We start from the raw sequence: 23710 nt of genomic DNA on the forward strand, positions 1-23710 counted from the left end.
AGGTGGACCTCGCAACGTTCAACGACCTCACCCCTGAGGCGGCTGCCGACACGGTACGGCCGTGCGCCGATGTGCCGGGCTGGATCGAGCACGTCGTCGGCGGTCGCCCGTACGACAGCGTCGGCGCCCTCCTGACCTTCGCCGAGGCGGCGGCCGCCGCCTGGGGCGCCGCCGAGATCGACGCCGCCCTGGCCCATCACCCGCGCATCGGGGAGCGGGCGACGGGCACGGGCGCCGAGGCCGCGATGTCGAGCTCGGAGCAGTCCGGCATCAGCGGCGACGAACGGGCCATCGCCGAGGGCAACCGCGCGTACGAGCAGACCTTCGGCCGGATCTTCCTGATCCGGGCGGCGGGACGCACGTCCGCGGAGATCCTCGAGCAGCTCACCGCACGGCTCGACCACGACCCTGCCACGGAGGAAGCAATCGTGGCAGGACAGCTGCGCGAGATCGCGCTGCTGCGACTCGAAGGGATGTTCGCCGCATGACGACACTGTCCACCCATGTGCTCGACGCGGCGGAGGGACGACCCGCCGCCGGCCTCGACGTCGTCCTCACCGCAGGGGACGGCACCTTCCTGGCCGCGGCGACGACGGACGCCGACGGCCGGGTCGCCTGGTCCGCCGACCTCGACCCGGGGTCGCACACGCTGACCTTCGCGACGGGGGAGTGGTTCGGCGCGGCCGACCGGACGACGTTCTTCCCGGTCGTGACCCTGCCGGTCGCGCTGGACGGCGACCACGCGCACGTCGCCCTGCTGCTCTCCCCGTTCTCCTACACGGCCTACCGGGGGTCGTGATGGCGACCGGTGACATCGTCCTGGGCGAGAACCAGTACGGGAAGGCGCAGTGCCGTCTCGTGCGGGTGACGCGCCCTTCGACAGGCTCAGGGGGCGGACCAGGCTCAGGGGGCGAGCACTGGATCGAGGATCTGACCGTGACCTCCCAGCTCCGCGGCGACTTCGAGGCCTGCCACACCGAGGGCGACAACTCGCAGGTCGTCGCGACCGACACGCAGAAGAACACGATGTACGCCCATGCCAAGGAGCACGGGATCGGATCGCCCGAGGAGTTCCTGATCCGGCTGGGCCGGCACTTCGTGGACGGCTTCGACTGGGTCACGGGTGGCCGGTGGGAGGCCGAGCAGCACGGGTGGCAGCGCATCGTCGTCGACGGGCAGCCGCACGACCACTCATTCGTCCGCACGGGCCAGGAGACGCGGACCGCGGTGGTGCAGGTCGTGGACGGGCGGACCCACATCATCTCGGGACTGACCGACTGCACGGTGCTGAAGTCGACCGGTTCTGAGTTCCACGGCTTCCCGCGGGACCGCTACACGACGTTGCAGGAGACCGACGACCGCATCCTGGCGACCTCGGTGACCGCTCGCTGGAGGTACGCGCAGCTGCCGACGGACTTCACCGCCACCTACGAGTCCGTGCGCGCCACGATGCTGTCGACCTTCGCGTCCCTGCACTCCCTCGCGCTGCAGCAGACGCTGTTCGCGATGGGCAAGGCCGTGCTGGAGCAGCACGACGAGATCGCCGAGATCAAGTTCTCGATGCCCAACAAGCACCACTTCCTGGTCGACCTGGAGCCATTCGGCCTGGACAACCCGGGCGAGGTGTTCTTCGCGGCCGACCGGCCGTACGGCCTGATCCAGGCGACCGTCCAGCGCGACGGCATCGCACCCGAGCCCGCGGCGTGGGCGTCGGTCGCGGGGTTCTGCTGATGCAGCTCGACGCGATCCAGGCCAGGCGCGTGCTGGTCGACGGCGTCTTCGTGCCGGCGACCGTCACGCTCGAGCACGGGACGATCACCCGCATCGGGCCGTACGACGAGGCGCCGGAGGGGATGATCCTGCGACCCGCCGACTCCGCGTACGTCGTCCCCGGGATCGTCGACACCCACGTGCACATCAACGAGCCGGGGCGCACGACGTGGGAGGGATTCCACTCCGCGACCGAGGCGGCCGCGCTCGGCGGCGCCACGACGCTGATCGACATGCCGCTCAACAGCATCCCGCCCACCACGACCGTCCAGCACCTGCGGCTCAAGCAGCAGGCGGCCACCGGGCAGCTGATGGTCGACACCGGCTTCTGGGGCGGCGCGGTCCCGCGCAATGTGGCCGATCTCGAGCCGCTGTGGGATGCCGGCGTGTTCGGGTTCAAGTGCTTCCTGGCCGACTCCGGGGTCGCCGAGTTCCCGCCCCTGGACCCCGCTCAGTTCACGGCCGCGCTCACCGAGATCGCCCGGTTCGGCGGGCTGATGATCGTCCACGCCGAGGACGCCCGGGTGCTGGCCGACGCACCCTCCGCGCCGACCCGCTCGTACCGCGACTTCGTGCTGTCCCGCCCTGACGAGGCCGAGACGGCCGCGATCCGACAGGTCCTGGACGGCGCCCGCGCAACCGGCGCCCGGGTGCACATCCTGCACCTGTCCAGCGCCAGGGCCCTGGACCTGATCGCCGCGGCGAAGGCCGAGGGCCTGCCCGTTACGGTCGAGACCTGCCCGCACTACCTGAGCTTCAGCGCCGAGACGATCCCCGACGCGGCCCCGCAGTTCAAGTGCTGCCCGCCGATCCGCGACGGCGGGAACCGCGAGGCACTGTGGCAGGCGCTGCGCGAGGGCATCATCGACTGCATCGTCAGCGATCACTCGCCCGCGACGGCCGAGGAGAAGTTCCGCGGCGACGGCGACCTGCAGCTGGCCTGGGGAGGTGTCTCCGGCCTGCAGGTCGGTTTCAGCGTCCTGGCGCAGGAGGCACGCCGCCGGGCGATCGCGCTGGCGGACCTGAGCCGCTGGATGTCGCGCAACACCGCCGACCTTGTGGGACTGGCCCGCAAGGGCCGCATCGAGGTGGGGGCGGACGCGGACTTCGCGGTGTACGACACGAACGCCGAGTTCCGCATCGAGGCCACCCGGCTGGCCCATCGCAACCCGATCTCGGCCTATGACGGCATCCGCTACGGCGGCCGGGTGACCCGGTCGGTCGTGCGCGGCAACGCGATCGACGTCGAACGCGTCGACCACACCTTCGGACGACAGCTGGAGCGCCCATGAGCACCGCCGAGCAGATCAATCCGCCACCCCGGCTGCTGATGGGGCCGGGCCCGATCAACGCCGACCCAAGGGTCCTGCGGGCCATGTCGGCCCAGCTGGTCGGCCAGTACGACCCGGCGATGACGGCGTGCATGACCGAGACGATGGGCCTGTACCGCGAGGTCTTCCGCACGAGCAACGAGCAGACCTTCCTCGTCGACGGCACGTCGCGGGCCGGCATCGAGGCCGCGCTGGTCAGCCTGATCGTGCCGGGCGACCGGGTGCTGGTGCCGGTGTTCGGCCGCTTCGGCCACCTGCTGGCCGAGATCGCGCAGCGCTGCGAGGCCGAGGTGCACACGATCGAGGTCGAGTGGGGGCAGGTCTTCACCCCCGAGCAGATCGAGGCCGCCGTCGTGTCGGTCCGCCCCGCGGTGCTGGCGATCGTCCAGGGCGACACCGCCACGACGATGTGCCAGCCGCTGGCCGATCTCGGCGAGATCTGCCGGCGCCACGACGTCCTGCTGTACTGCGATGCCACCGCCTCCCTGGGCGGCAACGACTTCGAGCTGGACGGCTGGGGCATCGACATCGCGACCGCCGGGCTGCAGAAGTGCCTGGGCGGCCCGTCCGGCAGCGCCCCGATCAGCGTCTCGCCGCGCGCCGTGGAGGTCATCGACGGACGCAAGCACGTCGAGGCGGGCATCGCGGAGGCGGACGACATCGGGCGGGGCCCGCGCATCGGCTCGAACTACCTCGACCTGGCGATGGTCATGGACTACTGGGGACCCCGGCGGCTCAACCACCACACCGAGGCCACCTCGATGCTCTACGCCGCCCGCGAGTGCGCCCGGCTGCTGGTCGCCGAGGGCATGGACACGGCGATCCGACGGCATCGCCTGCACGGGGCCGCGATGCTGGCCGGCGTGCAGGGCCTGGGTCTGGAGGTGTTCGGCGACGTGTCGCACAAGATGAACAACGTCGTGGCCGTCGTGATCCCGGACGGCCTGGACGGTGACGGCGCGCGCACGGCGATGCTCGAGGACTTCGGCATTGAGATCGGGACGTCCTTCGGGCCGCTGCGCGGCCGGGTGTGGCGCATCGGGACGATGGGCCACAACGCCCGCAAGGACGCCGTGCTGGTGACGCTCGCCGCGCTGGAGCAGGTGCTGCGTGCCGGCGGTGCGGACGTCACGGCCGGTGGCGGCGTCGGCGCCGCGCGGGAGGTGTACGCCCGATGACGACGGCCGCCGAGGTCCTGGCCCGGTGCGCCGAGCTCGACCGGTACTCCGCCCACCCGACCCATCTCGAGCGGGTCTACCTGTCGCCCCAGCACGCTGCGGCCAATGCCGCCGTCGCGGACTGGATGGAGAAGGCGGGTCTGCGGACGTGGCAGGACGCGGCGGGCAACCAGCTCGGACGGCGCGAGGGTCGCGAGCCCGGACTGCCCGCGCTGCTGATCGGCTCGCACCTGGACACCGTCCCGGACGCCGGGTCGTACGACGGGATGCTCGGGGTCGTCATGGCCGTCGCGGTCGCCGAGCGGCTCGGTGACCGCATCTCCGATCTGCCGTTCGCGGTCGAGGTCGTCGGCTTCAGCGATGAGGAGGGCACCCGGTTCGGCACGGCGCTGATGGGCAGCCGGGCAGCGGCCGGGACGTGGGACGAGGACTGGTGGGAGCTGCGCGACAAGTCCGGCACGACCCTGTACTCGGCCTTCCGCGAGTTCGGGCTCGACCCGCGGCGCGTGGGTGAGGCGGCGCGCCGTCCCGGGGAGCTGGTCGGCTACCTGGAGGCGCACATCGAGCAGGGGCCGTACCTGGAGGCCGCCGACGCCTCGCTGGGCCACGTCACGACGATCGCGGGGGCGCGGCGCTTCAAGCTCAGCGTCGTGGGCGAGGCCCGCCACGCCGGCGGCACGCCGTACCCGCGCCGGCGCGACGCGCTGGTGGGCGCTGCGGAGGCCATCACCGCGATCGAGCGCCTCGCCAGGGCATCGGACTGCATCGCCACCGTCGGACGCATCGAGGTCATGCCCGGTGCCGTCAACGTCATCCCCGGACGGGCCGACTTCAGTCTCGACCTGCGTGCGGAGAGCGATCAGGACCGTGACGCCATGTGGGAGGCGATGAGCGCCGAGATCGAGCGGGCCTGTGCGGCCCGGCGCCTGGAGGTGCGGGTCGTCGAGACCCACCGGGCGCCGTCGATGCGCTGCGCCCCGTGGTTGACCGATGCGGTCGTGCAGGGCATCCGGGCCACCGGCGATGCCAACCCGATGGGGCTGTGGAGCCGCGCCGGGCACGACGGCATGGCGATCGGCGTCGTCACCGACATCGCGATGCTGTTCGTGCGCTGCTTCGACGGCATCAGCCACCACCCCGCCGAGGCCGTCCGTGAGGTGGACGTGGCCGCCGGCCTGGACGCCCTCGAGCACGCGGTCCTGGCCGTCGCGAAGGGGATGGCATGAGCGCGGACCTGCGCATCGACGAGCGCATCGCCGAGCGGTACGGCGCCCTGTCGCCCCAGGAGCGGCGGGCCGCCGACGTCCTGCTCGCGCACCTGGACGACCTGGCGATCTACCGGGCCGCGGAGCTGGCCGATCTGGCCGGCGTGTCGAAGGCGACGATGAGCCGGCTGTTCCGGCACCTGGGATTCGACGACTTCGGGGAGGTGCGTGAGCACCTTCGAGGGCTGCGCGGCCGGGGTGTGCCGGTGACCCTCTCGGGCGCGCCGAGCCTCGTCGCGCACCTCGAGCACGAGATCGCCAACCTGCAGGCGGCCATGGCCCGCCTCGACGAGACCCATCTGGACACCGCCGCGGGCCTGCTCGCCGAGGCCGGCCGGGTCGTGGTGCTGGGCTGGCGCAACAGCTATCCGGTCGCCCTGCACCTGCGCCAGCAGCTGAGCCAGGCGCGGCCGGGCGTCACGGTGGCCCCGCAACCGGCCCAGTCCGTGTCCGAGGAGCTGCTGGGACTCGGGGCCGGGGACGCGGTCGTGGTCGTCGGGTTCCGGCGGCGTCCGGACAACCTCCGCGACCTGCTCGGCCTGCTCGAGGAGTCGGGCACACCGGTCGTGCTGGTGGCCGATCCGACGGCGCGGTCGCTCGCGACCCGCGCCGCGGTGTGGCTGCAGTGCCCGCTGACGACCGCATCGGCCTTCGACAGCTATGCCGCGGCGATGAGTGTCGTGGCGGTGCTGGCCGACCGGGTGCTGGACCGGGTGGGCGCCCGCGGCGAGGAGCGGGTCACGGCGATCGACGCCGCCTACCGTGCGGCCCGCGAGATCGAGGCCGTGTAGCCATGGACCTGTCCTCGATCACCTCCATGCGGGCCGCGCGCTCCCGCGACGACCTGGCGCTGGCACCGGGGGAGTCGCTGCTGGCGGGCGGCTCCTGGCTGTTCTCCGAGCCGCAGTCGGCGACGTCCGGGCTGGTCGACCTGACCACGATGGGCTGGGAGCCGTGGTGCATCGGGCCGGCCGGGCTGAGCATCGCCGCCACGTGCACGATCGCCGAGCTGCTCGAGCCGCCCGCGCCGGCGGACTGGACCGCGGCCCCGCTGTTCCGGCAGTGCGCCGAGGCGTTCTTGATGTCCTTCAAGATCTGGAACACCGCCACCGTGGGTGGCAACCTGTGCCTGGCCCTGCCGGCTGGGGCGATGATCTCCCTGGCCACGGCCCTGGACGCATCGTGCGTCGTGTGGACGCCTGACGGTGGCGAGCGCCACGAACCGGTCTCGAGCTTCGTCCGGGGGGCGGGCCGGACGTCGCTGGCCGAGGGGGAGGTGCTGCGCTCGGTCGAGCTCCCGATCGGTGCCCTGCAGGGGCGCACGGCCTTCCGCACGATCGCGCTCACCCCGCTGGGACGGTCGTCCGCGGTCGTCATCGGGCGGCTCGACCCCGACGAGCGGCTGACGCTCGCGGTCACGGCGGCCACGACCCGTCCCCATGTGTTCCGCTTCGGCCACCCGCCCACGGATGACGAGGTGCAGGACGCGCTGCGGACGATCGAGGACTGGTACTCGGACGCGCACGGCGCCCCGGACTGGCGGGCCGCGATGACCCACCAGCTCGCATACGAGGTCTGTGAGGAGCTGAAGCCATGATCGGCATCAACGGACGGTCGCACGACACGCCGCCGCGCCCCGGCCAGTGCCTGCGCACCTACCTGCGCGAGCAGGGCAACGTCGAGGTCAAGAAGGGATGCGACGCCGGCGACTGCGGGGCGTGCTCGGTGCTCGTCGACGGTGCGCCGACCCATGCGTGCATCTATCCCGCGGTCCGCGCGACGGGCCGCGAGGTCACCACCGTCGCCGGGCTCGGCACGCCGGAGCACCTCCACCCCGTGCAGCAGCGGTTCCTCTCCGCAGCGGGGTTCCAGTGCGGCTTCTGCACGGCGGGGATGATCGTGACCGCCTCGACGCTGGACGACGTGGACGACGTCGACCTGCCCCGGGTCATGAAGGGCAACCTGTGCCGGTGCACCGGCTACCGCTCGATCCGCGACGCGATCGCCGGGACGGTCAACACCGAGCGTCCCGCGGCCGGCGAGGCGTACGGCGCATCCGTCGCCGCCCCCGCGGGTGCCCGGGTCGTGACCGGCCGCGAGCGGTACGCGCTGGACGAGCCGGCGACCGACCTGCTGCACATCGCCGTGCTCGGCAGCCCCCACCCGCATGCCCGGATCATCTCGATCGACGTGTCCCGCGCGGCCGCGGTCGACGGCGTCCGGCTCGTCCTGACCCACACGGACGCGCCCGACGTCCTGTTCTCGACCGCCCGGCACGAGAACCGGCTCGACGATCCCGACGACACCCGTGTCCTGGACCCGGTGCTGCGGTTCCGCGGGCAACGGGTCGCGGCGGTCGTCGCCGACTCGGTCGCGATCGCGGAGCGGGCGCGCGAGCTGATCGAGGTCGTCTACGAGGTGCTGCCCGCCGTCCACGACCCGCACCGGGCCCGGCGCCCCGGTGCCCCGCTGGTGCACGGCGACAAGGATCCGCTGACGTCGCGCATCGCCGAACCGGGCCGCAACGTGGTCGCCCAGCTGCACGACGAGCACGGCGACGTCGCCGCCGGGCTCGCCGCGGCGCACGCCCGGGTGTCCGGCACGTGGCAGACGGCGCGGGTGTCCCACGCCGCGCTGGAGACCCACGGCGCGCGGGCCTGGCTCGCCGACGACGGATCACTCGTGGTGCGCACCAGCTCGCAGGTGCCGTTCCTGGTGCGGACCGAGCTGGCGCGCATCCTGGACCTCCCGGTCGACCGGGTGCGGGTCGTCGTGGGGCGGGTCGGCGGCGGTTTCGGCGGCAAGCAGGAGCTCATCGTGGAGGACCTCGTCGCGCTGGCGACGCTGCGCACGGGACGACCCGTGCAGTACGAGCTGAGCCGCGAGGACCAGTTCACGATCGTCCCGTGCCGTCACCCGATGACCGTCTCGGTCGAGCTCGGGGCCGCCGAGGACGGGACGTTGACCGCGATGCACGTCGACGTCGTGACCGACACCGGGGCGTACGGCAACCACGCGCCGGGCGTCATGTTCCACGGCTGCCACGAGTCCGTCGCGGTGTACCGCTGCCCCAACAAGCGGGTCGACGCCGAGGCCGTCTACACCCACAACCTGCCGTCGGGCGCATTCCGCGGCTACGGGCTCGGCCAGGTCATCTTCGCGATCGAGTCGGCGATGGACGATCTCGCGCGCGAGCTCGGCCTGGACCCGATCGAGCTGCGGCGGCGCAATGTCATCGTCCCCGGCGATCCGATGATCGTCACGGCGATCGAGGAGTCCGACCTGACCTACGGCTCGTACGGCCTGGACCAGTGCCTCGACCTGGTGGACGAGGCGCTGGCGTCCGGACGGGGCGCCGAGGCCCCTCCGGGCTGGGACGTCGGCAGCGGATCCGCCCTGGCGATGATCGCCACGATCCCGCCGCGGGGACACCACAGCGCCGTCCGGGTCTCGGTCGACCCGACCGGGACCTACACGATCGACGTCGGCACGGCCGAGTTCGGCAACGGGACCACGACGGTGCACGTCCAGCTGGTCGCCCACGAGCTCGGCACGACCCCCGACCGGGTGCGGGTGCGCCAGTCGGACACCGCGACGTCGGGCTACGACACCGGCGCCTACGGGTCGACCGGCTCGGTCGTCGCCGGCAAGGCCGTCCAGATCGCCTCCGAGCGGCTGCGCGGCGAGCTGCTGAGCCTCGCGGCCAGACGCCTCGGGGTCGCCACCGGCTCGTGCCGGCTGGGGCCCGACGGCGTCGCCGGGCCGTCGTCGTCGCTGGCCTTCGACGAGCTGCTGGTCGACGAGCTGTTGGCGGACGGGTCCCACGACGGCACCCCGCGCTCGATCGCCTTCAACGTGCACGGCTTCCGGGTCGCGGTCGATCCGGCGACCGGGGAGGTGCGCATCCTGCAGTCCGTGCAGGCCGTCGACGCCGGCGTCGTGATCAACCCCGAGCAGCTGCGCGGGCAGGTCGAGGGCGGCACGGCGCAGGGCATCGGCTCGGCGCTGTACGAGGAGATGACGCTGCAAGACGGCGAGGTGCTGACCCGCACCTTCCGCGACTACCGCGTGCCGCAGATGGCCGACATCCCGCCGACCGAGGTGCTGTTCGCCGACACCGTCGACGAGCTGGGGCCGCGCGGCGCGAAGTCGATGAGCGAGGCGCCGTACAACCCCGTCGCCCCGGCGCTGGCCAATGCGATTCGCGATGCCGTGGGTACCAGACCGTATGAGCTGCCGATGAGTCGCGACCGCATCTGGCGGTTGCTGAACCACGAACCGGAAGGAAGCACCCCATGACCCAGGAGACCGACGCAGACTGGCTGAGCCAGGCCATCGACCTGGCCGTCTCCAACGTCGCAGCCGGCGGAGGACCGTTCGGCGCCGTCATCGTCCGCGACGGCAAGCTCGTCGCGGCCGGGCAGAACCGGGTGACCCGCGACCTCGATCCGACGGCACACGCCGAGGTCGAGGCGATCCGCGCGGCCTGCGCCACGATCGGCGACTTCTCGCTCGCCGGGATGACGTTGTACACCTCGTGCGAGCCGTGCCCGCTGTGCGTGTCGGCATCCCTGTGGGCGCGACTGGACCGGGTCGTCTACGCCGCCGACCGGGAGGACGCTGCCCGCGGAGGATTCGACGACCGCGAGTTCTACGAGCTGTTCTCCCGCGACCGGGCCACCTGGCCGACTCGCGTCGAGGAGATCCGGCCGCCGCATGCCGAGGCGCCGTTCGATGCCTGGCTGTCCGCCGCGGACCGGATCGCGTACTGAGCCTGCCATCTCGGCCAATTGTTTAACGCCCACGTAATCCGCGACGTCGAACCGTGAAATCCGAGGCTCTTAGCGTGAGCGCCACGTAACGGGGGTTTCGTCCCACGCACAGAATCGGAGTTCACATGACCATCTCTTCTCGTCTCCCACGCAGGGGTGTGCGGCTCGCGGCCGTGGTCGCCGCCGTCGGGCTCACTCTCGCCGCCTGCGGTTCGTCGGACTCGGAGGGAGACGGGGCCGGATCGGACCAGGCCGACGGCTTCGGCAAGCTGACCGTCCAGCTGTCGTGGATCAAGAACGCCGAGTTCGCCGGCGAGTTCTTCGCCGACTCCAAGGGCTACTACAAGGATGCCGGTTTCAGCTCGGTCAACCTGCTGACCGGACCGGTGGCGCAGGAGGAGATCGTCGCGACCGGCAAGGCCGACTTCGGGCTCAGCAATGCCGTCTCGACCGCCTCGGCCGTGGCGAACTCGGACTTCCCGCTCAAGATCGTGGGCACGACCTACCAGAAGAACCCGTTCACGGTCCTGTCGCTGGCCGACAAGGGGAACATCAAGACCCCCCAGGACCTGATCGGCAAGAAGATCGGCGTCCAGGATCCCAACCTCAGCCTGTTCAAGGCGCTGCTGGCCGCCAACGACATCGACGAGGACGAGGTCGAGATCGTCCCGAACGGCTTCGACGTCGCGCCGCTGGAGGACAAGCAGATCGACGGCCTGGTCGCCTATGTCACCAATGAGTCGTTGCTGGTCAAGGGGCACGGCTTCGACACCGTCGATCTGCCGTTCGCCGACAACGGCCTGCCGTTCGTGGCCGAGAGCGTCATGACGACGGACGACACCATCAAGAACGAGCCCGAGAAGGTCAAGGCCTTCCTCGAGGCCGAGATCAAGGGCTGGAAGGACGCGTGCTCGGACCTGGAGGGCGGCGCCAAGCTCGCCGTGGAGGAGTACGGCAAGGACATCGACCCGCCGCTGGAGCTGGCCAAGGAGGTCGAGCAGGCCAAGGCACAGTGCGAGGACCTCGTCGTCAGCGACGAGACCAAGGCCAACGGCCTGTTCACGATCAGCGAGGACATGATCGCGGCCAACATGAAGTCGCTCAAGACCGCCGGCATCGAGCTGGAGGCCGATGACCTGTTCGACATGTCCCTGCTGGACGAGCTGCTGAAGGAGAAGCCCGAGCTCGCGCAGGGCTGACCGGGTACCGGGAGAGCTGGAGCAACGTGACGATCGACCAGGCGCCGGCCGGTGGAGGTGCCCCCCTGACCGGGGGTGTCTCCGCCGGCACCGGCCTGCACATCCAGGACCTGTCCAAGACCTTCACGGTCGGCCGCAAGGAGGTCGTCGCCCTGGACGGGGCGACGCTGCACACCGACAAGGGCAGCTTCTTGTCACTGCTGGGCCCGTCGGGCTGCGGCAAGTCCACGATCCTGCGCATCCTGGCGGGGCTGGAGACCGCGTCGGGTGGTCGCGCCGTCGTCGACGGCAAGTCGCCGGCCGAGCTGCGCCGGGCCCACCAGCTCGGCATCGCCTTCCAGGACGCGGCGCTGCTGCCGTGGCGCTCGGTGGAGTCCAACATCAGGCTGCCGTTCCAGGTGTCGGGCGAGAAGGCCGATGACGCGCTGGTCAAGGAGCTGATCCAGCTCGTCGGCCTGGAGGGTTTCGAGAAGGCCAAGCCGGCGCAGCTGTCCGGCGGCATGCGGCAGCGGGTGTCGATCGCCCGCTCGCTGGTCGTCAAGCCGTCGGTGCTGCTGCTCGACGAGCCCTTCGGCGCCCTGGACGACATGACTCGTCAGCGGCTCAATCTGGAGCTGCTGCGGATCTGGACCGAGAAGCCCGCCACGACGCTGATGGTGACCCACGGCATCTCCGAGGCGATCTTCCTGTCCGACAAGGTCGCCGTCATGAGCCCGCGTCCGGGACGGATCAAGGAGGTCATCGACATCGACCTGCCCCGGCCCCGGACGCCCGACATGATGCGGACCCCCGAGTTCCATGCCCTCCACGACCACGCCTCGGAGCTGTTGTTCGGCGCCGGCGGCGTCGCGGTGGAGTGATGACCGGCGAACGCGCCCGCACCGTCTGGATCGGCGCGGGCGGGGCGCTCGGCTCGATCGCCCTCTGGTGGATCGCGGCCGCGACGGTGCTGTCGGCCTTCCAGATCCCCACACCCCTGGAGGTCGTCGAGGTCTTCCACGAGCGCGGATTCGGCTACTACGAGCGGGTCTTCTCGATCACCCTGGCCGAGTCGGCGCGCGGCTACGTGGTGGGGGTCGTGCTGGCGCTGGCGACCGCGATGCTGGTGCTGCTGGTCCCGATCCTCGAGCCGCTCGTGATGCAGTTCGCGGTCATCACGTACTGCCTGCCGATCGTGGTGCTCGCGCCGATCCTCATCACGGTGCACGAGATTCCGGAGAAGGGTGGCCTGTCCCCGACGGCGATCGACCTCGCGGCGGTCTCGGTGTTCTTCACGACCGTCGTCGGCGCGGTCCTGGGGTTCCGTGCCGCCGACCGGTCGACGCTGGACGTCGTCGAGGTGTACGGCGGCAGCCGGTTCCAGCAGTTCCGCCGCGTGCGGCTCGTGTCGGCGCTGCCGCCGCTGTTCAGCACGCTGCAGATCGCCGCGCCGGCGGCCTTCCTCGGGGCCCTGCTGGGCGAGTACTTCGACCGGCACCTCGAGATCGGCGTCGGTCCCTCGCTCATCCTGAGCCAGAACAACCGGGAGACGGCGCTGGCCTGGTCGCTGGGCATCGGCTGCGCGGTCGTGTCGGGCCTGGCCTATGTCGTGCTGGGCCTGGTCGGGCGCGCGATCGCCCCGTGGTCGAAGGGGGTCGCGCCGTGAATCACCCCATGAGGTCCGTCGCGCTGCTGGGGCGTCCCCTGGTCAACTTCGTCTTCGTGATCGCCGCATCGCTCGGCGCCTGGTACGCCCTGGTGACGCTGACCGGTGTCAGCGAGCTGACGACGCGCCTTCCCCAGGACGTCGTGGGATACCTGTTCACCGACGAGGACGCCGGGCAGAACCGCTCCGAGGTGCTGGCCGCCCTCGGCCAGACGATCCTGGACGCCGGCATCGGGTTCGTCGCCGGCCTCACCGCCGCGACGCTGCTGGCCACCGCGATGGTGATGTTCGGCGGTGTCGAGGCGGCCACGATGCCGATGGTCATGGTGCTGCGGACGGTCCCGCTCGTCGCGCTGGCCCCGGTCATCACGCTGCTGTTCGGCAACGGCTTCTGGTGCGTGGCCGTCATGAGCGGCATCGTTGTGCTGTTCCCGGCCCTGGTCAACATCGCCTTCGGCCTGCGCACGGTCACCCCGCAGATGCGCGATGTCGTGACGGTCTACGGCGGCTCGTCGTGGGACGTCCTGCGCCGGGTGGCGTACCCGTCCGCGCTGCCGTCGATCTTTGCCGCGATCCGCATCTCGGTGCCCGGCGCGATCACCGGCGCGCTGATCGCCGAGTACTTCACGACGACCAACAGCGTCGGCAAGGCCGTCAACACCTCCCTGGCCCTGTACCAGTACGACAAGCTGTGGTCGCTCATCGTCGTGGTCACGGTCGTCTCGGTGCTCGGCTACCTGCTGGCGCAGCTGGCCGAGACGGTCGTGCTGACCAGGTACGGGCAGAGGGCGGGACGCACCTGACATGGCGGTCACGAGTCCCCGACGGCGATCGATCTTCGCCTCCCGGCTGGTCAGCTCAGCGCCGGAGGGCGGGCAGCCGCGGGTGCTCGAGGACCTGCGCCGGGCGATCCTGGACGGCGACGAGCCGCCGGGCACCGTGATCCCGATCGACGCCGTCGCGGCCTTCTTCGGCGTCAGCCAGATCCCGGTGCGCGAGTCGCTGAAGATCCTGACCGGCGAGGGGCTGGTCGAGCACCGCCCGCACATCGGCTACAGCGTCGCCAAGCTCCGGTTCGAGGAGTTCCGCGAGCTGTACGACGTCCGGCAGGCGCTGGAGACGTCGGCCCTGCGGGCGTCCGTCCCGCTCGCGACATCGGACGACGACGCGTTGGTGGGCTCGGTCCACGAGGCGCTGGCCGAGGCCACTCGCCGCGGCGACGAGAAGGGCTATCACTCCCAGTCCCGTCGCTTCCACATGGCGCTGATCGCGCCGTCGGGCATGCAGCGGCTGCTGCGGATGTACGAGTCGGCCTGGAACGTCACCGAGCCGGCCCGGCCGATGGCCCGCGTGTCGGACGGTGGGCGCAGCCAGTTCCACGCGGACCACGACCGGATGATCGACGCCTTCGTGGCGCGGGACGCCGAACGGCTGGTCACCGAGTCTGCCCACCACTACGAGCACCTCCGGGCGGCGATCGCCGGGTTCGCCGATGATCCCGATCTGTTCCTCGGCCCGGAATGACACGGCATTTCCTATATCTCTCCCGTAACCGGGGCTTGACCCGCGAGAACGATCCGGCGAAACACCGGCTTCCTACCGTCAGGACCACCAGTCGTCCTCACCCGCAGGAGCCACCATGACCGAGATCAAGAACGAGCCCGCCTCGCCCGCCGCCGGGCACGCTCCACCCGGCCCGGGCTGGGCCGAGAAGGGGTACCACCCGCGCCTGGCCAATGACGACCTCGCGCCGCTGGAGAAGCAGACCTGGAGCTCGTACAACATCTTCGCGTTCTGGATGTCCGACGTCCACAGCGTCGGCGGCTACGTCACGATGGGCACCCTGTTCGCGATCGGCCTCAACGCCTGGCAGGTGTTCGTCGCGCTGATCGTCGGCATCATGATCGTGCAGTTCTTCTGCAACCTGGTCGCCAAGCCCAGCCAGGTCGCCGGCGTGCCGTACCCGGTCACGAGCCGTGCATCGTTCGGCGTGCTGGGCGCCAACATCCCGGCGATCGTGCGCGGCCTCATCGCGGTGGCCTGGTACGGCGTGCAGACCTTCCTGGCTGCCGCCTCGCTCAACATCGTCTTCCTCAAGCTGTGGCCCGGCCTGGCCGACTTCGCCGACGTGGACACCCACGGATTCCTCGGGCTGTCGTACCTGGGCTACGTCAGCTACGCGATCCTGTGGGTCCTCCAGGCGGCGCTGTTCTGGCGCGGCATGGAGATGATCCGCCGGTTCATCGACTTCGCGGGGCCCGCGGTCTACGCCGTGATGTTCCTGATGTGCGGCTACATGCTGATGAAGGTCGACTTCGACATCGACCTGAACCTGTCGTCGCACCAGCTCAGCGGCTGGTCGCTCGTGTGGGGCTTCACCGCTGCGATCGCCTCGGTGGTCGCGTACTTCTCCGGACCGATGCTCAACTTCGGCGACTTCTCGCGCTACGCCAGCAGCTTCAAGGAGGTCAAGAAGGGCAATCTGCTGGGGCTGCCGATCAACTTCATCGTGTTCTCGCTGCTGACGGTGCTCACGGCGGCGGCCACGGTGCCGCTGTACGGCGAGCTCATCACCGACCCGATCGAGACGGTGGAGCGGCTCGACAACACCTTCGCGATCGTCCTGGGTGGGTTCACGTTCGTGGTCGCCACGATCGGGATCAACATCGTCGCGAACTTCATCTCCCCGGCGTTCGACTTCTCCCACGTCTCCCCGCAGAAGATCAGCTGGCGCATGGGCGGCATGATCGCGGCGGTCGGCTCGGTGCTCGTGACGCCGTGGAACTGGTACGCCAACGACGACGCGATCCTGTGGACGCTGGGCATCCTCGGCGCCCTGATCGGGCCGCTGTTCGGCATCCTGATCGCCGACTACTACGCGATCCGGCGCCAGACGATCGACGTCGACGCGCTGTTCACGATGTCCGAGGACGGCGAGTACTGGTACGCCAAGGGCTACAACCCGGCCGCGGTCAAGGCCGTCATCGTCGCGGGCATCGCCTCGGTCGGCTCGGTGATCGTCCCGGAGGTGCTCGACGTCGTGACCTGGCTGCCGTCGTACAGCTGGTTCGTGGGCTGCGGCGTCGGCTACGTCGCGTACATCGTCCTCGCCCGTGCGCAGAACGTGGCCGGTTCGGGCGATCGTCCGCTGGCGCTGACGGGCGACCCCGCGGCATGAGGAGTGCGCCGGTCAGGATCCTGGTCGTCAACCCCAACTCCACGGAGTCGATGACCGCCTCGATCGGCGCGTGTGCCCGGGCCGTCGCCGGCCCGGGCACGCTCGTCGAGGCGGTCAGCCCCGACGGCGGTCCGGTCTCGATCGAGAGCCACGTGGAGGAGGCGCTGAGCGTCCCGGGCGTGCTGGCGCAGATCGCCGCGGGGGAGCGGGACGGGGCGGACGCCTTCGTGATCGCGTGCTTCGGCGACCCCGGCCTGCTCGCGGCGCGCGAGCTGGCCACCGGCCCGGTCATCGGCATCGCGGAGGCGGCGATGCGCTCGGCGGCGTACCTGGGGCGCGGGTTCAGCGTCGTCACGACGTTGGAGCGCACCGTGGGCCACACGTGGGACCTGGCCCGCGCGTACGGGCTGGAGCGCCACTGCCTCGGCGTGCACGCGACGGGCATCCCGGTGGTGGAGCTCGAGACCGATCCGGTGGCGTACGCGACGGTGCTCGGGGCGGCGCGGGCCGCGATGGACACCGACGGCTCGGACGTCATCGTGCTGGGCTGCGCGGGCATGGCCGATCTGTGCGCGCGGCTCCAGGACGACCTGGGCGTGCCGGTCGTCGACGGCGTCGCGGCGGCGACCGTCATGGCCCGATCGCTGGTCGAGCTGGGTCTCACCACCAGTGGGCGCAGCGAGTTCGCGCCGCCCAAGCAGGCGCCGGTCGGCCAGGGACGCGGCTGCCACTAGGTTGTGACGGTGAGCTCAGCCAACGTCCGCGTCCCCGCCAAGATCAACCTGTGCCTGGGTGTCGGGCCGGTCCGCGATGACGGCTACCACCCGTTGGCCACGGTGTACCAGGCGGTCGACCTGCACGACGAGGTGCGCGCCGCGGTCCGCGACGACGACCGGATCACCGTCACGGTGCACACCGACCTGGACGCGCGCAGCGAGATCGCGGTCGTCCCCGAGGACGACGACAACCTGGCGGTCAAGGCCGCGCGTCTGCTGCGCGAGCGGACGGGTGTGTCGGCCGGCGCCGACCTGGCGATCCGCAAGGTCATCCCGGTGGCGGGCGGCATGGCCGGCGGATCGGCCGACGCCGCGGCGGCGCTCGTGGCGTGCAACGATGCCTGGGGCACCGGTCTGAGCCGGGCCGAGCTGGAAGAGCTCGCGGCCCAGCTCGGCAGCGACGTCCCGTTCCTGTTGCACGGTGGCAACGCGATCGGCGGCGGACGCGGCGAGACCGTCAGCCCGGTGCTGGCCCGTGGCTCGTACCACTGGGTCTTCGCGATGGCCGATCACGGATTGTCGACCAAGGCCGTGTTCGCCGAGTTCGACCGGATCAACGCCGGCTCCCAGGTCCCCGACCCGGTGGTGCCCGATGCGCTGCTGTCCGCGCTGCGCGCCGGGGACGCCGTGGCGCTCGGCCAGGCGCTGTCCAACGACCTGACCGAGGCGGCGCTGTCGCTGCGCCCCGAGCTGGCCGACACCCTGGCCATCGGCATCGAGGCCGGCGCGCTCGGCGCGATCTTGTCGGGCTCCGGCCCGACGGCGCTGTTCCTGGCCTCCGACGAGCAGAACAGCCTCGACATCGCCTTCGCCCTGACCAGCGCCTCAGGCTGCGCCGACGTCGTCCAGTCCCGCGGCCCCGTCGCCGGCGCCCGCTTGATCTGACCCCACCCGCACCCAAGGGTGGGACCGAGGATGAGGGTTTTGGGCAGCTGGGGCTACCGCGAACCCTCATCGTCGATCACGCTGCGCGCCAGCCGAGGGCCAGGAACATGCGGGTGAGCTGGTGGGTGACGAGCTGTGGCTCGTGACGGATGGCGTACGAGCTGAAGATCAGCAGCCGCCGGCCGCCGATGACGATCTCGTTGCCGCGCAGCAGATCGGCGTCCCAGCGGGCGACCTCCTGGTGCGGCGTGCCGTGCACCTCGACGGAGAACGCGAACGCGTCCCATGCCGCATCGAGGAAGTAGTGCCCGTCCGGGCCCTGGATCTTTCGCTGCCGGGTCGGGGCGGGCAGCCCGGCGGCGCGACGGATGTCGTCGAAGTCCCGCTCCGGCAGCGACTGGATGCCGCCCGTCCCGTCGAGGATCGACTCGCGGATCAGCCCACGGCGCCGGCACATCCCCCGCCGGTCGAGCGTCTGGTGCAGGCGCGCCGCGTTGACCAGGCCCTGCTGCATCGCGGCCAGGACGATCGTGCGGGCGTACCGGTCGGTCTCGCACCAGCTGGCAGCGTCGATCACGCTGCGTGCCGCGCGGGTGCGCCGCGGCTCCTTGAACGGGTGGACGTCTGCGGTGCCGAGATCGGTGCTGAAATGGGTCACGAGGGACGGGACGCTTGGCCGGGCGGCGCCCTCGGGGAGGACGACGAACGTCGAGTCGCTGGCAAAGCCGGTGAACCCGTCGTGCCGCAGCGCGCTCAGGCCGCCCAGCGCCGAGGCCGGCGCGCACAGGGTGAGCGCCACGAGCTCCTGCTCGTCCGGCGAGAGGGGACCCGAATGGGTCACCACCACGCCGCGGTGCGGGGACTGCCACCTGCCGGTCGCGATCGCATGACGGACCGCGCCGCGCCCATAGGCAGCCACGAGCTCCGCGGTCCGGAAGACGGTTCTCATGCGTCGACCCTGTGCGCGGACCATGCTCGGCCGCGAGCGGCGAGGGCTCGCCTGTGCGCGTCCGGCACCGTGCCGGGGCCTGTGGACGACCGAGGATGAGGGTTATCGGCAGCCCCAGCTACCCAAAACCCTCATCCTCGGTCCCCCCGCAGGGGTGGGTCAGCTCTCGAGGAGCTCGGTCAGCTCGAGCCAGCGCTCCTCGTGGGTCGCGACCTGCGCCTCGAGGTCCTTGACCTCGTTCGAGCGGGCGAGCAGCCCCGGGACGTCCGCGGGGTCGTGCTCGGCCAGCTCGGCGTGCAGCGCATCGATCCGCGCGGTCAGCTTGGCCATCTTGCGCTCGATCGAGCCGACCTCCTTGCGCGTGGTGCGCTCCTCGGCGCTCGACAGCTTGGACGCCTTGACGTGCCCTGCGGTGGACGGGTTCGACGCGGCGGGGGAGTCCTGCTCCTTGCGCAGGCGCAGGTATTGGTCGACGCCACCGGGCAGGTGCCGCAGGTGGCCGTCGAGGATCGCGTACTGCTGATCGGTGATGCGCTCGAGCAGGTAGCGGTCGTGGGAGACGACGAGCAGCGTCCCGGGCCAGGAGTCCAGCAGGTCCTCCATCGCCGCGAGCATGTCGGTGTCCAGGTCGTTGGTCGGCTCGTCGAGCACCAGGACGTTCGGCTCGTCGAGCAGGATCAGCAGCAGCTGCAGACGGCGCTTCTGCCCACCGGACAGATCGCGCACAGGAGTCGACATCTGCGCGCTGGAGAAGCCGAGGCGCTCCAGCAGCTGCGAGGGCGTCATCTCCTTGCCGCCGGAGACATACGCCGTGCGCTGGCGTCCGACGACGTCACTGACCCGGTCGGCGCCGACGTCCTTGAGCTCGTTGAGCTCCTGCGTCAGCGTCACGACCTTGACGGTCTTGCCCTTCTTGACCCGGCCGGTCGTCGGCTCGACCTTGCCGGTCACCAGGCCCAGCAGCGTCGACTTGCCGGCGCCGTTGGCGCCCAGGATGCCGGTGCGCTCACCGGGCCCGATGCGCCACTCGACGCCCTTGAGCACCTGCTTGTCGCCGTACGACACCGAGACGTCGAGGATGTCGACGACGTCCTTGCCCAGGCGCGAGGTGGCCATCTGCTTGAGCTGGATCGGGTCGCGCGGCGGCGGCTCGTTGGCGATCAGCTCATTGGCCGCGTCGATGCGGAACTTCGGCTTGGACGTCCGCGCGGGCGCGCCGCGCCGCAGCCACGCCAGCTCCTTGCGCATCAGGTTCTGCCGCTTGGACTCGGTCGCCGAGGCGTGCCGGTCGCGCTCCACCCGCTGCAGGATGTAGGCCGCGTAGCCGCCCTCGAAGGGCTCGACGATGCCGTCGTGCACCTCCCACGTCGCGGTGCAGACCTCGTCGAGGAACCAGCGGTCGTGGGTCACCACGAGCAGGCCGCCGGCATTGGCCGACCACCGAGACTTCAGGTGCCCGGCGAGCCAGGTGATGCCCTCGACGTCGAGGTGGTTGGTGGGCTCGTCCAGGAACAGGACGTCGTCGTCGCCGACCAGCAGCCGGGCGAGGGCGACGCGACGGCGCTGTCCGCCCGACAGCGTGCCGACCGTGGCGTCCCACGGGATGTCGGAGACCAGGCCGCCGATGACGTCGCGGATCTTCGGGTCCCCGGCCCACTCGTAGTCCTGCTTGTCGCCGACGATCGCGTGACCGACCGTGCCGTCCTGGTCGAGCGTGTCGGTCTGGTCGAGCATCCCGATCGTCACCCCGCCGCGGGTCGTGACGCGCCCGGAGTCGGGCTGCAGGGTCCCGGCGAAGATGCGCAGGAGCGTCGACTTGCCGTCGCCGTTGCGTCCGACGATGCCGATCCGGTCGCCCTCGTCGATGCCGATGGTGACCGACTCGAAGACGGTCTTGGTGGGGAAGTCGAGCGCGATCTGTTCCACGCCGAGAAGATGAGCCACCGCACGAGTCTAGGCGGCGGCCGGTGAGCCGCGCTCAGCGGTCGAATGGTTGGGACAGCTTGCGCAGCGCATCGGCGAGCTGGGTCGCCTCCGAGGGCGTGAGCCCGGCCAGCAGCTGCTTCTCCGCGAGGAGCAGCGCGTCGAGGGCGCCGTCGACGGCGGCACGCCCCTGGTCGGTCAGGCGGACCTGGACGCCGCGCCGGTCGGCGGGGTCGGGCAGGCGCTCGACCAGGTGCTTGCGGACGAGGCGGTCGACCCGGTTGGTCATGGTGCCGCTGGTCACGAGCGTCTCCTGCACGAGCTGCCCGGGAGACAGCTGGTAGGGCTCGCCGGCGCGGCGCAGCGCCGACAGGACGTCGAACTCCGACGACTCCAGGCCCTGGTCGGCGAAGGCGGCCTTGCGGGCCCGGTCCAGGTGGATGGCGAGGCGGGTCACGCGGCTCAGGACGTGCATCGGGGAGACGTCCATGTCGGGACGCTCGTGCTGCCATGCGGCGATCAGCCGGTCGACGTCGTCCTCCATGGGGTGAGCCTATCAAGAATCTTGATGTCGAGATTGTTTGCGCGGTAGGGCGGTAGGTTGCGCCCATGGACGCACCCGAGGCCGTCATGGCCGGACCCACCCGTCAGTCCGAGCTGCTCGCCTCCGGCGCGTTGACGTCCCGGGAGCTCACCGAGGCGACCCTCGCGGCGATCGAACGGGAGAACCCGGCCATCAACGCGGTCGTGCGGATGCTGTCCGACGAGGCCATGGCCGCCGCGGACGAGGCGGACCGCCGTCGTGCGGCAGGGGAGGACCTGCCGCTGCTGGGCGTGCCGATCGTCGTGAAGGACGATCTCGCCGTCGCGGGTCACACCACGGGTCTCGGCTCACGGGCGATGCTCCGCCCCGCCTCCCAGGACAGCGACCTGGTCGCCGCGCTGCGGGCCGAGGGCATGGTCGTCGTGGCCAAGTCCACCCTGCCCGAGCTGGCCATCTTCGGGTTCACCGAGTCCGCCGCGACCGGGGTGACCCGCAACCCGCACCACCACCGCCACACGCCCGGTGGCTCGTCCGGGGGCTCCGCCGCGCTCGTGGCCGCCGGGGCGGTCGGCATCGCGACGGCGTCCGACGGGGCCGGCTCGATCCGCATCCCGGCCGCGTGCTGCGGGCTCGTCGGCTTCAAGCCGACCCACGGGACGATGCCGAGCTCGGGTGGCTGGTACGGCCTGTCGACGCAGGGCGGCCTCGCCCGGCGCGTCGCGGACAGCGCCCTGTTCCTCGACACCGTCGGGACGTTCCCGACCTCGCTCGTCGCCGCGGCCCTGACCGATCCGGAGCCCTTGCGGATCGGCATGTCGTTCAGCGCCTCGGCCGCGACCCGAGCCGCTCCGCTCGACCCGCAGGTCCGGGCGACGGTGCAGGCGGCGGCCGAGACGTTCCGCGCCGCGGGCCACACCGTCACCGAGGTCGACGTGCCGTACGGCCTGGCCGCGAAGGCGCTGACGATCCGCTACCTCGCGGGCATCCGGGACGGCGCCGACGGCGTCGACCGTCCCGATCTGCTGGAGCCGCGCACCCGCGCCATCGCCCGGCTCGGCCGGCCGTTCGGCGCGCGTGCGGTCGAGTGGGCCCGGCGCAAGGGACACGAGTGGGGTGGCCGCGTGCACGACGGCCTCGGTGTCGACGTGCTGCTGACGCCCGTCATGTCGGGCCCGGCGATCGAGGTCGAGCACTGGAAGGGCAAGGGCGGCCTGGCGACGGTGCTCTCGATGAATGCGTTCTATCCCTACACCGCGCAGTGGAACCAGGCCGGTGTCCCGGCGGTGTCGATGCCGGCCGGCTCGGCCGCGAACGGGTTGCCGCTCGCGGTCCAGCTGATCGGTCGGCGCGGTGACGACGCCCGGCTGATGTCGTTGGCCGCCCAGCTCGAGCGGAGCGCCTGATGCCGGTGTGGGACCCCGCCCGATACCTGCAGTTCGCCGACGACCGCTCGCGCCCCTTCGTCGACCTGGTCGCGCGGGTGCAGGGCACGCCACGGACCATCGTGGATCTCGGGTGCGGACCCGGGCACCTCACCCAGGTGCTGCGGCACCGGTGGCCCGAGGCGACGGTGCACGGCGTCGACTCGTCCCCGGAGATGATCGAGCGCGCCCGCAACGACCAGAACGATGATGCCGCGACCTACGAGCTGGCGGACGTCACCACGTGGGCGCCCGCAGGACCGGTGGATCTGGTCATCTCCAATGCGCTCTTCCAGTGGGTGCCGGATCAGCTCGCGGTGATCGAGCGGCTCGCCGGGCACGTCGCCCCTGCGGGCACCTTCGCGCTGCAGGTCCCCCGCAACTACGACGCGCCCAGCCACACGCTGCTTCGTGACATCGCCGCCGAGCGGCCCTTCGCGGCCCACACCGCCGACGTCGTCGCCGACCGGGGGACCGAACCGGCCGCGTACCTCGAGCTGTTCGCCGCGCACGGCTGGGGAGTGGACCTGTGGGAGACGACCTACCTCCACGTGCTGGCCGGCGACGACCCCGTTCACGACTGGGTCTCGGGGACGGGCGCACGTCCCTACCTGCAGGCGCTGCCGGACGACCTGCGCGACGCCTTCACCGGGGCGTACCGCTCGGCCCTGCGCGACGCCTACCCGCGACGGCCGTGGGGGACGGTGTTCCCGTTCCGGCGAACCTTCCTCGTGGCCCGTCGACCGGCCTGACTCCGGTACGCTGGCCGGGCGATCCCCGGTTGGTCTGCCGGCAGGGCCCGCCGCACTTTGAATGCGGACAAGCGACGTAGGTTCGACTCCTACCCGGGGAGCCAGCAGTCCCGCGTGCCCGG

General features: G+C 71.3%; 23 protein-coding genes and 1 tRNA gene. 21 read left to right on the top strand and 3 right to left on the bottom strand.

Features of this window, described 5'->3' with window-relative positions; all coding sequences use genetic code 11:
• Window positions 1–2 precede the first annotated feature (2 nt).
• From uraD to NQV15_RS03330, 18 genes are all read left to right on the top strand, one after another.
• The gene (gene uraD, locus NQV15_RS03245) at window positions 3–488 is read left to right on the top strand and encodes a 2-oxo-4-hydroxy-4-carboxy-5-ureidoimidazoline decarboxylase (RefSeq protein WP_232398170.1); all 486 of its coding nucleotides are present in this window, start codon (window positions 3–5) and stop codon (window positions 486–488) included.
• On the top strand, window positions 485–799 hold the full coding sequence (gene uraH / locus NQV15_RS03250) for a hydroxyisourate hydrolase (RefSeq protein ID WP_232398171.1): 315 nt from the start codon (window positions 485–487) through the stop codon (window positions 797–799). The genes uraD and uraH overlap by 4 nt, the downstream gene beginning before the upstream one ends.
• Window positions 799–1731, top strand: a complete 933-nt coding sequence (pucL, locus tag NQV15_RS03255; RefSeq protein WP_232398172.1) for a factor-independent urate hydroxylase — start codon at window positions 799–801, stop codon at window positions 1729–1731. Before uraH ends, pucL begins: the two co-directional genes overlap by 1 nt.
• Entirely contained in the window at window positions 1731–3062 is a 1332-nt protein-coding gene (allB, locus tag NQV15_RS03260) for an allantoinase AllB (protein WP_232398173.1), read from the top strand. Before pucL ends, allB begins: the two co-directional genes overlap by 1 nt.
• Window positions 3059–4279 (top strand): pyridoxal-phosphate-dependent aminotransferase family protein, encoded by a 1221-nt coding sequence (locus NQV15_RS03265; protein WP_232398174.1) that lies wholly within the window; start codon window positions 3059–3061, stop codon window positions 4277–4279. Before allB ends, NQV15_RS03265 begins: the two co-directional genes overlap by 4 nt.
• A complete protein-coding gene (locus tag NQV15_RS03270) occupies window positions 4276–5505 on the top strand; it encodes an allantoate amidohydrolase (RefSeq protein ID WP_232398175.1) in 1230 nt (409 codons plus the stop codon). Before NQV15_RS03265 ends, NQV15_RS03270 begins: the two co-directional genes overlap by 4 nt.
• On the top strand, window positions 5502–6335 hold the full coding sequence (locus NQV15_RS03275; protein WP_232398176.1) for a MurR/RpiR family transcriptional regulator: 834 nt from the start codon (window positions 5502–5504) through the stop codon (window positions 6333–6335). Before NQV15_RS03270 ends, NQV15_RS03275 begins: the two co-directional genes overlap by 4 nt.
• A 2-nt stretch (window positions 6336–6337) precedes the next feature.
• On the top strand, window positions 6338–7141 hold the full coding sequence (locus tag NQV15_RS03280; RefSeq protein WP_232398177.1) for an FAD binding domain-containing protein: 804 nt from the start codon (window positions 6338–6340) through the stop codon (window positions 7139–7141).
• The gene (locus NQV15_RS03285; protein WP_232398178.1) at window positions 7138–9843 is read left to right on the top strand and encodes a molybdopterin-dependent oxidoreductase; all 2706 of its coding nucleotides are present in this window, start codon (window positions 7138–7140) and stop codon (window positions 9841–9843) included. Before NQV15_RS03280 ends, NQV15_RS03285 begins: the two co-directional genes overlap by 4 nt.
• Complete coding sequence (locus NQV15_RS03290) at window positions 9840–10316, top strand: nucleoside deaminase (RefSeq protein ID WP_232398179.1); 477 nt, start codon at window positions 9840–9842, stop codon at window positions 10314–10316. The genes NQV15_RS03285 and NQV15_RS03290 overlap by 4 nt, the downstream gene beginning before the upstream one ends.
• A gap of 125 nt (window positions 10317–10441) precedes the next feature.
• Window positions 10442–11515: an ABC transporter substrate-binding protein gene (locus NQV15_RS03295; RefSeq protein ID WP_232398180.1), complete on the top strand. Its 1074-nt coding sequence runs from the start codon at window positions 10442–10444 to the stop codon at window positions 11513–11515.
• A 26-nt stretch (window positions 11516–11541) separates the two neighbouring features.
• Complete coding sequence (locus tag NQV15_RS03300) at window positions 11542–12375, top strand: ABC transporter ATP-binding protein (protein WP_232398181.1); 834 nt, start codon at window positions 11542–11544, stop codon at window positions 12373–12375.
• Window positions 12375–13160 carry an ABC transporter permease gene (locus NQV15_RS03305; RefSeq protein WP_232398182.1) on the top strand — a complete coding sequence of 262 codons (786 nt, stop codon included), beginning with the start codon at window positions 12375–12377 and terminating at the stop codon, window positions 13158–13160. The genes NQV15_RS03300 and NQV15_RS03305 overlap by 1 nt, the downstream gene beginning before the upstream one ends.
• 8 nt (window positions 13161–13168) lie before the next feature.
• A complete protein-coding gene (locus NQV15_RS03310; protein WP_232398183.1) occupies window positions 13169–13963 on the top strand; it encodes an ABC transporter permease in 795 nt (264 codons plus the stop codon).
• Window position 13964: 1 nt separating this feature from the next.
• Window positions 13965–14684 carry a GntR family transcriptional regulator gene (locus tag NQV15_RS03315; protein ID WP_232398184.1) on the top strand — a complete coding sequence of 240 codons (720 nt, stop codon included), beginning with the start codon at window positions 13965–13967 and terminating at the stop codon, window positions 14682–14684.
• Between the two features lie 115 nt (window positions 14685–14799).
• Window positions 14800–16338, top strand: a complete 1539-nt coding sequence (locus NQV15_RS03320; protein WP_232398185.1) for an NCS1 family nucleobase:cation symporter-1 — start codon at window positions 14800–14802, stop codon at window positions 16336–16338.
• Complete coding sequence (locus NQV15_RS03325; protein ID WP_232398186.1) at window positions 16335–17072, top strand: aspartate/glutamate racemase family protein; 738 nt, start codon at window positions 16335–16337, stop codon at window positions 17070–17072. The genes NQV15_RS03320 and NQV15_RS03325 overlap by 4 nt, the downstream gene beginning before the upstream one ends.
• A gap of 9 nt (window positions 17073–17081) precedes the next feature.
• Window positions 17082–17999, top strand: coding sequence for a 4-(cytidine 5'-diphospho)-2-C-methyl-D-erythritol kinase (locus tag NQV15_RS03330; RefSeq protein ID WP_232398187.1), 918 nt, complete (start codon window positions 17082–17084; stop codon window positions 17997–17999).
• A 76-nt stretch (window positions 18000–18075) separates the two neighbouring features.
• On the opposite strand, the gene NQV15_RS03335 is transcribed toward NQV15_RS03330, so the two are convergent.
• The 3 genes from NQV15_RS03335 to NQV15_RS03345 form a co-directional block, all read right to left on the bottom strand.
• Entirely contained in the window at window positions 18076–18948 is an 873-nt protein-coding gene (locus NQV15_RS03335) for a hypothetical protein (RefSeq protein ID WP_232398188.1), read from the bottom strand.
• A 159-nt stretch (window positions 18949–19107) separates the two neighbouring features.
• Window positions 19108–20892, bottom strand: coding sequence for an ABC-F family ATP-binding cassette domain-containing protein (locus NQV15_RS03340; RefSeq protein WP_232398189.1), 1785 nt, complete (start codon window positions 20890–20892; stop codon window positions 19108–19110).
• Between the two features lie 34 nt (window positions 20893–20926).
• Window positions 20927–21415 (bottom strand): MarR family winged helix-turn-helix transcriptional regulator, encoded by a 489-nt coding sequence (locus NQV15_RS03345; RefSeq protein ID WP_232398190.1) that lies wholly within the window; start codon window positions 21413–21415, stop codon window positions 20927–20929.
• Window positions 21416–21480: 65 nt separating this feature from the next.
• On the opposite strand from NQV15_RS03345, the gene NQV15_RS03350 reads away from it, so the two are divergent.
• The 3 genes from NQV15_RS03350 to NQV15_RS03360 all read left to right on the top strand — a co-directional run bounded on the left by NQV15_RS03350 (window position 21481) and on the right by NQV15_RS03360 (window position 23692).
• Entirely contained in the window at window positions 21481–22818 is a 1338-nt protein-coding gene (locus NQV15_RS03350; RefSeq protein WP_232398191.1) for an amidase family protein, read from the top strand.
• Window positions 22818–23588 (top strand): methyltransferase domain-containing protein, encoded by a 771-nt coding sequence (locus NQV15_RS03355; RefSeq protein WP_232398192.1) that lies wholly within the window; start codon window positions 22818–22820, stop codon window positions 23586–23588. Before NQV15_RS03350 ends, NQV15_RS03355 begins: the two co-directional genes overlap by 1 nt.
• Before the next feature lie 22 nt (window positions 23589–23610).
• A tRNA-Gln gene (locus NQV15_RS03360) sits at window positions 23611–23692 on the top strand.
• Window positions 23693–23710 lie beyond the last annotated feature (18 nt).

It is taken from the genome of Aeromicrobium wangtongii (assembly GCF_024584515.1).
In the GTDB taxonomy this organism is placed as follows: Bacteria; Actinomycetota; Actinomycetes; order Propionibacteriales; family Nocardioidaceae; genus Aeromicrobium; species Aeromicrobium wangtongii.